The organism is Nonomuraea sp. KM90 (genome assembly GCF_052246675.1).
Classification (GTDB): Bacteria; Actinomycetota; Actinomycetes; order Streptosporangiales; family Streptosporangiaceae; genus Nonomuraea.
The window spans coordinates 1-9538 of the sequence record NZ_JBQQCB010000224.1 but is presented as its reverse complement, the minus strand read 5'-3'; the positions used below and the strand labels follow the sequence as shown (position 1 = coordinate 9538).

At 67.5% G+C, this 9538-nt stretch carries 13 protein-coding genes and 1 pseudogene; 7 read left to right on the top strand and 7 right to left on the bottom strand.

Going from position 1 to position 9538, the window contains the following annotated elements; genetic code table 11:
• Positions 1-54: 54 nt before the first annotated feature.
• The 4 genes from ACTWPW_RS61380 to ACTWPW_RS61365 all read right to left on the bottom strand — a co-directional run bounded on the left by ACTWPW_RS61380 (position 55) and on the right by ACTWPW_RS61365 (position 2329).
• Entirely contained in the window at positions 55-249 is a 195-nt protein-coding gene (locus ACTWPW_RS61380) for an RNA polymerase sigma factor (protein WP_443174607.1), read from the bottom strand.
• 218 nt (positions 250-467) lie between these two features.
• Positions 468-1475 (bottom strand): hypothetical protein, encoded by a 1008-nt coding sequence (locus ACTWPW_RS61375; RefSeq protein WP_443174606.1) that lies wholly within the window; start codon positions 1473-1475, stop codon positions 468-470.
• Positions 1442-1981 carry a SigE family RNA polymerase sigma factor gene (locus ACTWPW_RS61370; protein WP_443174605.1) on the bottom strand — a complete coding sequence of 180 codons (540 nt, stop codon included), beginning with the start codon at positions 1979-1981 and terminating at the stop codon, positions 1442-1444. Before ACTWPW_RS61370 ends, ACTWPW_RS61375 begins: the two co-directional genes overlap by 34 nt.
• 15 nt (positions 1982-1996) lie before the next feature.
• Complete coding sequence (locus tag ACTWPW_RS61365) at positions 1997-2329, bottom strand: hypothetical protein (protein ID WP_443174604.1); 333 nt, start codon at positions 2327-2329, stop codon at positions 1997-1999.
• Between the two features lie 868 nt (positions 2330-3197).
• On the opposite strand from ACTWPW_RS61365, the gene ACTWPW_RS61360 reads away from it, so the two are divergent.
• Positions 3198-3401, top strand: a complete 204-nt coding sequence (locus ACTWPW_RS61360; RefSeq protein ID WP_443174603.1) for a transposase — start codon at positions 3198-3200, stop codon at positions 3399-3401.
• A gap of 100 nt (positions 3402-3501) precedes the next feature.
• Here the strand turns inward: ACTWPW_RS61360 and ACTWPW_RS61355 are convergent, their stop codons facing one another.
• Together ACTWPW_RS61355 and ACTWPW_RS61350 are read right to left on the bottom strand one after the other, a co-directional pair.
• On the bottom strand, positions 3502-3966 hold the full coding sequence (locus ACTWPW_RS61355; protein ID WP_443174602.1) for a macro domain-containing protein: 465 nt from the start codon (positions 3964-3966) through the stop codon (positions 3502-3504).
• Positions 3963-4319: a hypothetical protein gene (locus ACTWPW_RS61350; protein ID WP_443174601.1), complete on the bottom strand. Its 357-nt coding sequence runs from the start codon at positions 4317-4319 to the stop codon at positions 3963-3965. Before ACTWPW_RS61350 ends, ACTWPW_RS61355 begins: the two co-directional genes overlap by 4 nt.
• A 43-nt stretch (positions 4320-4362) precedes the next feature.
• Here ACTWPW_RS61350 and ACTWPW_RS61345 point away from each other — a divergent pair, with 43 nt between their 5' ends.
• Positions 4363-4824, top strand: a complete 462-nt coding sequence (locus tag ACTWPW_RS61345; RefSeq protein ID WP_443174600.1) for a hypothetical protein — start codon at positions 4363-4365, stop codon at positions 4822-4824.
• A 130-nt stretch (positions 4825-4954) separates the two neighbouring features.
• Here ACTWPW_RS61345 and tnpA read toward each other — a convergent pair.
• Positions 4955-5213 (bottom strand): annotated as a pseudogene (gene tnpA / locus ACTWPW_RS61340) (IS200/IS605 family transposase); the annotation flags it as partial.
• Between the two features lie 22 nt (positions 5214-5235).
• On the opposite strand from tnpA, the gene ACTWPW_RS61335 reads away from it, so the two are divergent.
• The 5 genes from ACTWPW_RS61335 to ACTWPW_RS61315 are packed head-to-tail and all read left to right on the top strand — an operon-like array spanning position 5236 to position 9316.
• On the top strand, positions 5236-6435 hold the full coding sequence (locus tag ACTWPW_RS61335) for an RNA-guided endonuclease InsQ/TnpB family protein (protein ID WP_443174599.1): 1200 nt from the start codon (positions 5236-5238) through the stop codon (positions 6433-6435).
• A complete protein-coding gene (locus ACTWPW_RS61330; protein WP_443174598.1) occupies positions 6422-7051 on the top strand; it encodes a hypothetical protein in 630 nt (209 codons plus the stop codon). Before ACTWPW_RS61335 ends, ACTWPW_RS61330 begins: the two co-directional genes overlap by 14 nt.
• Complete coding sequence (locus tag ACTWPW_RS61325; protein WP_443174597.1) at positions 7048-7386, top strand: hypothetical protein; 339 nt, start codon at positions 7048-7050, stop codon at positions 7384-7386. The genes ACTWPW_RS61330 and ACTWPW_RS61325 overlap by 4 nt, the downstream gene beginning before the upstream one ends.
• Positions 7383-7934 (top strand): hypothetical protein, encoded by a 552-nt coding sequence (locus tag ACTWPW_RS61320; RefSeq protein WP_443174596.1) that lies wholly within the window; start codon positions 7383-7385, stop codon positions 7932-7934. Before ACTWPW_RS61325 ends, ACTWPW_RS61320 begins: the two co-directional genes overlap by 4 nt.
• Positions 7931-9316, top strand: a complete 1386-nt coding sequence (locus ACTWPW_RS61315) for a tyrosine-type recombinase/integrase (protein WP_443174595.1) — start codon at positions 7931-7933, stop codon at positions 9314-9316. The genes ACTWPW_RS61320 and ACTWPW_RS61315 overlap by 4 nt, the downstream gene beginning before the upstream one ends.
• Positions 9317-9538: the final 222 nt, after the last annotated feature.

Below are 9538 nucleotides of genomic sequence, written 5' to 3'. Positions count from 1 at the left end.
ACCTGCGGGAACGGTCCTCGTCGACGAATTGGACCGAGAAATGATCACCAAGAATCAAGCCGTGGATTCAGGCTCAGAGACGACGTCGTCGGCCGTGTCGTCGCCGAGCCGGCGGGCCACATAGCGGTGGATGTGTCCTGCGTACCTGTCGAACAGCAAGGCGAAATCCTCGGGATCTCGCCACGACCGTTCGATCAGGGCGGCGTCAGACAGGGTCGTACTGAGCGGCATGTGGTTGGGCCTTTTCAACGAAATAGTGTCGCCCGTCTTTCACACGAGCGAGGAAACGAGTTCACGGACCCCTGCCGACCGCCCGGAAGGCCCGGGCGAAGGCCAAGAGAGCGCACGCGCCACGATTCGCCGCCGCGCGGCCAAGCGCGGGGAGGACTCCGCGATGAAACTTCCGAGATTAGTTCAATCTCAGAAGTGACCGCGGCCGCGACGCAACGTCGAGCCCGAGGATTCGATCATTGACCTTGCGGGATTTCATAGATGGCGCCCGTCAACGTCCCGGGGCGGTGCCGGTATTCGGGGATCTTCGTCACCAGCCGTACCTGGATCGTCGTTGCTTTCTGGCCACTGTCCAGCCGGATGTAGGCGACCTTCGGGCCGGCCTGGGTGGCTCCTGGATCGGTCTGCAAGCTCGCGGCCGTGCAGCCAGGCATGGTGTTGATCGGGCGGCCGTTGACCCGGATTTCCTGCATCAGGCGGCGGATGATGTCGCCGCCGCAATAGGTGACAAGGGCCAGCTGTCGGCCGGTGTTCGGCACCGTGAGGGTCACCTCGCCGGTGGCCGGCCACGTGCTGCTCTCCGTCGCGAGGAGTGGCCACCCCGCGATGGCGGCAGCCGGCTCCGGCGGGGGTGGCGGGGCCTTCATCGTCGCGGGAGGTGTCCACTCATAAACGCCGAACCGCCAGCGCTCGGGGCGTGCCTTCTTGTGCGTCTCGATGGTGAACGTGGCCCGCCTCGTGCCTTGGGGAAGCGGCATCACGTCCACCGCGCGGTTCTCGCGGCAGTCCAGGAAGCGCAATGGTTCCAGCTGGAACCTCTTCGATATCCCGGGTACCTGCACGGTGACCAGCGGCTTCCATGCCTTGGTCGGGCAATCGGCCCGGATGGCCAGAGGTTTTCCCCGTACCTCCACATCGAACGTCACCTTCGTGTTCGCGGGGTCGAGCGTCGCCTCGGCGACCTTGCGGTACACCGTTCCGTCCGGTTCGGTGTACCGGGCCGGGAACGGGTCGGCGATGGATACGCTCGTCGGGTCGCTCTGGCCAGGCCCGTGCAGGCTGAGCACGGTCGCTGAGATCACGAGGGAGGCGGTGACGGCTCCGGCTACGGCGGCGACGGCGCGCCGACGGCGGCGGGACCGGCGTATCCGCGCCCGCAGCGACGCCCACGGGACCGGACGATCGAGCGCAGGCCGGCTCCGCTCGTCCATCAGCTCGTGGAGTTCCAGCCGGTCGATGGGCATTGGCTTACCTCCTTTGCCACCATGAAGTCGAACGAGTCGTCGAGTCGCAGCTTGGCCAGCGCTCTGCTGGTCTGGCTCTTGACCGTGCCCACGCTGCACCCGAGCGTCTCGGCCGTCTGCGCCTCGGTCATGTCCTCGAAGAACCGCAGCACCACGACGGCGCGCTGACGGGCGGGCAGCCGTCCCAGCGCCTGCCAGACCGACTCGCGCACGTCGGCTTGTCCCATGTGGTCGGCCTCTTGCCTCTGGTCAGGGAGGGATTCGCTGGTGACCTCGGCCCGCCGCCAGCGTCGCCGCCACCACGACACATGCACGTTGACCATGATCTTGCGGATGTAGGCCTCCCGTTCGTTCCCGATGCGCGGCCAGGCCAGCCAGGCCTTCAGCAGCGCGGTTTGAACGAGATCCTCAGCCGCCCCCCAATCCCTGGTGAGCAAGTAGGCGGTGCGGAGTAAGCGTTGCCACGCCCCGGTGACGAACGCCTCATACTCCGACCGATCCGCCATCAAATAGGCCTCCCCTCAAACGTCGGTCACTGGTTCTACGCCACCGGGAAGTGAGAAGGTTGCTTTCGTCAGCCACAAAACAAGGGGGGTGGTCAGTCCGCGAGACCGGCATCTGCCGATGACCCGCCAGGCCAGCGCAACGCGGTTGAAGGAGCCGAGCAGGTGGAAGTCGGTGAAGCCGGCCAGTAGATAGGCGTAGGCGGCCACGTAGGGACCGACGCTGCCGTCCAGCCACCCGGGCCATCGTCGCAGGAAGTGTTGGGCGCTCGTGCCGATCAGAGCGAGCCACTGTTGGCTCGACCAGCCCCAGAATGTTGTCTCCTCGTCGGCGCCCTGCAGCAATACCAAGGCACTGGCGTAGTTGGCCGACCGCCGGCGATGCCGGGGCCCGTCATCCAGCGCAGCGCGTGCTTGGTGTCGTCCAGCGGATTCATGAGCCGAGCGACCATCCTCCATTCCCCGGCGTTGAGCGCGTTCGACCTCCACCCGCTCCGCCGCAGGTCGTATCCCAGGGTCTTGATCGCGGTCAGCTCCTGAACGGACAGCCCGGGACGGCGGTCGTAACGGCCGAGGTCGACAGGCCATAACCAGCCCAGGCCCACCGGAGTTCCGCAGTTCCTGGTGGTGCTGGTGACACGGTTATGGGCAACAGGCCAGGTAAGCGGCGTTCGCGGTGGTGGCACAAGGAAGTCCGATCCGTGTCACTATGAACACCGCTCGACACCTTGATCCTTAACGTCGTCCGAGGCCAGGGTGGTGCGTGTCACCAGTGGCGACACGAACTGCGGAACCCGGGGCCCACGGCCGGATGAGGCGCCGTCGCAGCGTTGGTGGCCGTAACGACCGTGCCGCCGCGTCCGCGTTGTCCAACTGGGCGAACTGCTGAATTTGCCAGGCGTGGATGTGCTGCATCCCCTTCTGCAGCATGTCCGCCAGGTCCCGCCCAGACAGATTGATGTAGTGCATGGGGGAGTCGGTATGACGATGACCAGCAAAGATGGCGATCCCGTGGATTTCCCATCCCGCCCGTGCGAGGTCGGTGAGACATAGATGGCAAGTGGTGTGAGAGTGCGGTTCGCTAGCCTATGCCCGAGATGTCGCTATGTGATCGTAGGGTTTTGTAGCGTTACCGCCGGTTGCAGGTCCGGTCGTGCTGTGTTCCTTGAGTGACTGAGCGCAAGCCGTACCCGAGCGACTTATCCGACGCGAGTGGGCGTTGATCGAGCCGGTGCTCACGGCGCGGAAGGTCGCGCACCCGTCCGTCAGCGGTCACGAGGGCGGCTACGAGTTACGCGAGATCGTCAACGCTATCCGCTACCAGGGGCAGACCGGCGTCCAATGGAACTACCTCCCGCATGACCTGCCGCCCTGTCAGGTCATGCGGGACCCGTGCGACAGATCCGGCTCGGGAGGTGAGTGACACTCCAGCTAGATGATCTTCGGTAGGTCCTGTGGATGGCAGTACCGCGGATTGGTACGACCAGGGATGTTAAGGATCTAGGTCTCAGTAAAGCCAACGGTTAGGGCAGGTCGTAGACCGTGACCGCGATACCGCGCTCGGTCAGCTGTTTGAGGATAAGCGGTTCGATCTGCTCCCAAGAGCCGCCCGCGAGACCAGCGCCGATCCGAGGCGTGTGGACACTCGCGTGGAGGCTCAGCGATTCGTCGCCCAGAGTGGACAGGCAACGCTCCAGGGCGTCGTAGCGGATAAGCGGGCCGTCCTTGGTGGGCCGGATGCCGTGCTGGCCGATCATGTTCGCGACCCATAGCTCGGGTTCGACCTGCACCAGCCGGATTGCCCCCAGCTGGAAGTCGTTACCAGAGCGGTGCCAGGCTCGGTAGGCGGCTTCCGGCTGTGGCCAGCGCCGGGAGAGGGCAAGGACGAAGCCCTTGCCCCAGCCGCCGACGTCGTTGCACACGTGGCTGATGACCTTTGGTCCCTGGCCGTGGGGATGGGTCGCGTCGCCGGTCACATAAGAGATCACGGTGTGGACGGTACGCCAGCGCCCTGACATTCGTGTCCCAAGCGATCTTCACAAGAAGACGTTCTGCGAATGCCGATCAGCGGAAGCTGCGGCTTTCGAACTTTGAACCGGGCGATCGGCTTCGTGGTGGTGCGGGCAACCTCGGCGATGATCTGGCCGGCGTGAGTGAGGCGGAAGGCCCCGTCGGTGTCCTCGATGGTCACGGTCGCTCCAGCATGGCCGATACCGACACGGATGCGCTGGCCGGCGATGGAGAGCTGGCCGCGGCTGCTGACCCGCCGCTGCACCGGGACCGGCTCGGCGGCCGGTTGGGGTTCGGGGCCGGCAGGGCGGGCATCCCGAAGGCGGGCCATCTCGTCGCTGGTGAGTGGGGTTGGGCAGGGTGCGCAGCAGCGTGTGCCCCTCGGCCAGATACAACAGGGCACCGTCGATGCGGACGGTCAGTCGGCGTCCGGCGAATGGGTAGCCGACCAAGTGTTGCCGGCCAGCGAGGGCGACCAGGCCACTGGCGTTGATGGTTCGGTCGACCTCGACCGCCTCACCAGTGCCGGCGCGAGCCGGTCCGGCGGCGGGTTTGATACGGATGCCGCCCTCTGCGATCAGTTGCCGCAGGTGCCGAGGGGTGAGCCGGGACGGGACTTTCTTGATCCTGACCCCGGCGGCCAGCAACTCGACAGTGCCGGCATCGGCCCGCAGCGTGATGGTCATGCCGGCCCGGTGCGGGCCGAGCCAGAACTGCTGTCCACAGACGGCCAGGTTGCCCGAGGCGGGGACGACCCGGGTGAACTCGACGGCCAGATCGACCACGTCGGTCCCGTCAGTCGTCATCACCAGCTGTGCTGTCTCGGCCTGCACTGACGGCATCACCATTGGCTCAGGCAGAGGCTCGGGCTCAGGATCGGATGGCGGATGGGGGAGGACGTGCAGGGCCGATGGCAGCCGCAGCGGCAACTGGTCATCATGGCGAAGCTAGAACCGGTCGGCCGGGACCTTTGAGGCTGTTGACCAGTTTCGACAGGGCGATCTTGGGTGGGAAGTTGACCAGCAGGTGGATGTGGTTGTTCTCGCCGTTGAATTCCGCCAGGCCGGTTTCGAAGTCGGCGCCAGACGGCCCGCATGATCTCTTCCAGGCGGGTCAGGTGCGCGTCGGTGAACACACCGATGGCGGAACTTCGTCACGAAGACGAAATGAGCGTGAAGCCGAAAACACAGTGCCTGCCTGTTCTGATATCACCGTACTCGGCCATGACCCAACCGTAGGATGATCGGGTGCAGTTGCGGTACAACTACCGGATCGACCCGACCCCCGCCCAGCGGATCGCGCTGGGCCGGGCGTTCGGGTGTGCCCGGACGGTGTTCAACGATGCACTGCGCATGCGCAACGAGGCCCATGAGAACGGGTTCCCGTTCGTGAGCGACGCTGAGCTGTCGCGCCAGGTCATCACCGAGGCGAAGAAACGCCTCGAGCGGGCGTGGCTGGGCAAGGTGTCCGCCGTGGTGCTGCAGCAGGCGCTTGCCGACTGCACGACGGCGTTCCGGAACTTCTTCGCAGCGGTGTCGGGCAAGCGCAGGGGCCCGAAACTCGCCCCGCCCCGGTTCCGGTCCCGCAAGGACAACCGGCAGGCGATCCGGTTCACCAGGAATGCCCGGTTCAAGGTCGCCGAGTGCGGGAAACTCGTCCTGCCGAAGGTCGACGAGGTCGCGGTGCGCTGGTCACGGGATCTGCCTGCCGATCCGTCCTCAGTCACGGTCATCAAGGACGCGGCGGGCCGGTACTTCGCCGGTTTCGTGGTCGAGGTCCCCGCGCAACCGCTGCCCGCCGTCGAAGCCGAGACCGGGATCGACCTCGGGCTCGGGTACTTCGCCGTCTTGCCGGACGGAACGAAGATCGACTCTCCGCGCTTCCTGCGCCGGGCGGAGAAACGCCTGACGAAAGCTCAACGCGCCCTGTCCCGGAAAGAGAAGGGCAGCAAGAACCGCAACAAGGCCCGGCGCAAGGTCGCTCGCGCGCACGCACGGGCCGCCGACGCCCGCCGCGAGTTCCACCACCTGCTTTCCACGCGAATCATCTGCGAGAACCAAGCGGTGTTCGTGGAGGACCTGGCGGTGGGCGGGCTGGCGCGCACGAGGCTGGCCAAGAGTGTGCACGATGCCGGGTGGTCGGCGTTCGTGAACATGCTGGAGTACAAAGCGAAACTGTACGGCAGGACATTCGCCAAGGTCAGCCGATGGTTTCCGTCCTCCAAACCGTGTTCAGCATGTGGAGCCGTAACCGAGGCGATACCTCTGCCGGTCCGCAAATGGACCTGCGCCTGTGGCAAGGTTCATGACCGCGACATCAACGCTGCGATCAACGTCCTGGCCGCCGGACGGGCGGACAGGCTAAACGCTTGTGGAGGGCCGGTCAGACCATCCTTCGGGATGGCGCAGCTCAGCGAAGCAGGAAGCCACGGTAGTGCCGCCTCGTGAAGGGGCGGCACAGGCCAGAATCTTCGGGCTTCAGCCCGAAGAGCGCGTCAAGCCGGGCCGGACACCGCCACCGGGCCAGGTGTGGCGGCTGCAGGACGAAGCCGAGCGGGCCACGGGCATCGACGCCTGCCCGGTGGGCTGGCCCCGTCCTCAGCATGTTGGGCTGCCGCTGCCGTGGGTCACGCCCGTGCTCGACGGCGTGGCGTACTGGGCACAGATTCACGGTGGCCGCCTGCTGGCCTGCCAGCGCGGATGGCCCTGCCAGGTTGGCGGGCTCGGCCTGCCGGTCCAGGCGCTGGTTCTGGCTGACACCGATGGTGAACTCGTCACCGACGCCGGCCTTCATCGGCGATGCGCCCTGTTGGCGCTGACGGTGTGCGAAGGGCTGTCACTCCACCTGCTCCTGGCGCAGGTGACCCGCGTCGGCCTACGCCACAAAGGTCAACCTCTGGCCGGTTGGCAGCGCTGGCAACTCGTGCCGCGGGTGCGCGCGAGCGCGCCGCGGGTGGACACCCCGGCCGCGGCCCGCCTGCTGGAGCCGCATCCCCATCACTCGGACGCAGCGCCGGCATCGCCGCCTCCTCATTTGCCCCCGTCGCCAAGGAGCCGCCCGTGATCCGCCAATCCGACCGGCGTACCGCCGATCACGTCCGCTACGCCCGGCAGGTGGTGCAGGCGCTCGCCACGCATTTCGACGACCTGAGCGATCCGACGACGGCCGCCACCGTCGAAAGGTCCATCACCGCCTACCTCGCCGCGCCGTTCGACGGCTGGGAGGTCATCCTGGACAGCCCGGCCCTGGCCAACTGGCGGCTCAAGCCCGACACCGGCGGACGTATCCGGGTGGCCTGCACCCGGATGCCGCCCCGCACCCCCGATGCGATGCAGGAGCAGCGCGACCTCGAGCGCGAACGCGCGCTCACCGCACTCGTCCAGGAACACGGCTCATGAGCCGCGCGGCGGAACAACGGCTGCTGGAACAGGTCGGCGCCATCGCCGGGATGTGGCGCGCCGCCCCTGGCAGCCACTGCGACACCTGGACCTGCGCCAGCCTGGGCGAGCTGCTGCTGGCCCAGAACCGCCTGTTCACGCTGGCGCCGCAGCCGTCCCGGTTCGCCTCCGGTCCGACTGGCACGTGCTTCGCCGCTGCCAGCCGCGTGGAGCACGGCCACGCGGAGCCGCTCTACGTCGAAGGCATGGTGCTGGCCGACGGCGTGCCGTTCGCCGTCGGCAACGCCTGGTGCGTCAGCGCCGCGAGCGATCGCGTCATCGACTCCACGCTGCCCGACGGGGCTGGCCTGGCCTACCTCGGTATCGCCCTCACCGACGACTACCGGCGCAGCCAGCAGGCGCTGCGCGGAGTGGACGCCGTCATCACCGGAGGCGGCATCAACCTGGCCGACAACGCCGACGCGCTACGCGGCGGGCTGCCCAGCCTCGCCTGGCTGCACGTCGGCCGCCCCTTGCCCGCCACCACAGAAGCACCGTCACGATCATGACCACCTCACGAGCCGCCTCCTCCCCTTCCGCTGGCGTCACCTCCGACGCCCTCGCGCCGAGCTCGCCGCCATCACCTGGTCAGGGCACAGCCGGGCCCGACTCGCTCGGTGATCGCGGTGCTGCGGACCTGGCCGGTCAGGCCGGGTCCATGCCGCACCGCCAGGATGCGGCGGAGCCGTTGCAGCCCACGGCGATCCTGCGGCCCAACACCGGCTCAGGCAGCGGCAACGGCCATGCGACGACGGGTGCAGACCTGCCCGGGGTCGCTGGACGCCTCTTCGGCCAGGGGGCGCCTCCGCCGCCGCGGGCGCTGGTGAGCAGTGTCGGCGAGATCACCGGGCTGTCGCCACGGCGTCGGCGCGGTGATGGGGGAGAGGTGGCCGGGCACGACGTCGACCGTGTCGATGCTCTTGAACCGGCCGCCTGGCACGCCGCAGTGACCTGGCTGCAGGACCAGGAGACCGCCGAGACCCGCCGCACCTACCTGGCCTGTCTGTCGTGGTTCTTGGCCTGGCTGAACACCCTGGACACCTCGCGGCGCCCAGCAGGGCTGCTGACCGCCACCGAAGATCACCTCAAGGCCTACAAAGACGACGCGCTGAACGGACGGCTACGCCACGGCGTGCGTAAGCCCGGCACTCCACTGTCGGCCAACACGGTCGCCAAGCGCATCACGGCGCTGCGCAGCTTCTTCCAATACGCTCACCGACGCCGGGCGACCGGCCACAACCCGGCCATGTACGTAGAACCGCCGCCCATCCCCCGCAAGGGCCGCACCTTCCCACTGTCCAAGGCCGAGGCCGGACAGCTGCGCGACGGGCTGCGCGAGCTTGCGAAGAGTCGGCCGGACGCGGCCGCCGCAGTGGCCATCCTGGCCGGGCTCGGCACCCGCAGCGGCTCCCTGCCCACGTTGACCGTGGGCGACATCCGCATGCTCACCGACTTCGACGGCCGACGGCATCTGACCGTGTCCTTCCGCAACAAGGGCGGCACAGAGGAAATGCTGCCGTTGCCGAAACTGGCCGCCGAGTTGCTGGCACCGCTGCTGACAAGCCGCGCTGCAAGTGACCTGCTGTTCAGCAAGCCGGACGGGAGACCCATCGATCGCTGGTGGGTCCGCGACGCGCTGCGGCAGGCCGCCCCGCTGGGCGGCATTCCGGCGGAGCGGTCCGCGAAGTTGTATCCGCACATGCTGCGCTCCACTTTCATCACGCACGCCTTCGCCCTCGGCATCGCACCCGATAAGGTCCAGCAAGCTGCTCGCCACGCCAACCTGGCCACCACCATGCGTTACAACCACCCGGACCAGGACCTCGGCGGACACGCCGCCTATCAACTCGAAGCCGATCTGGCTGGCCAGGAGAAGACACCACGTACTTGACATCCTCCGCCCGCCTGAAGGGGGATTTCAACAGCGACTACGTCACCAGGAGGAGGGGTCGTGTTGAGGTTCGCGGTGCTCCGGCTCGGCAACCCGTGGCCCTTCCCGCGCAGCGGCGGCATGCCCTGCCGCGTGTTCGATGTTCCTGGCCGCGTTCACATCGGCGTTGCCGACGTACCCCGCGGGACCGGGCACCGCAAACGCGCTTGGCTCTGGCGCGCC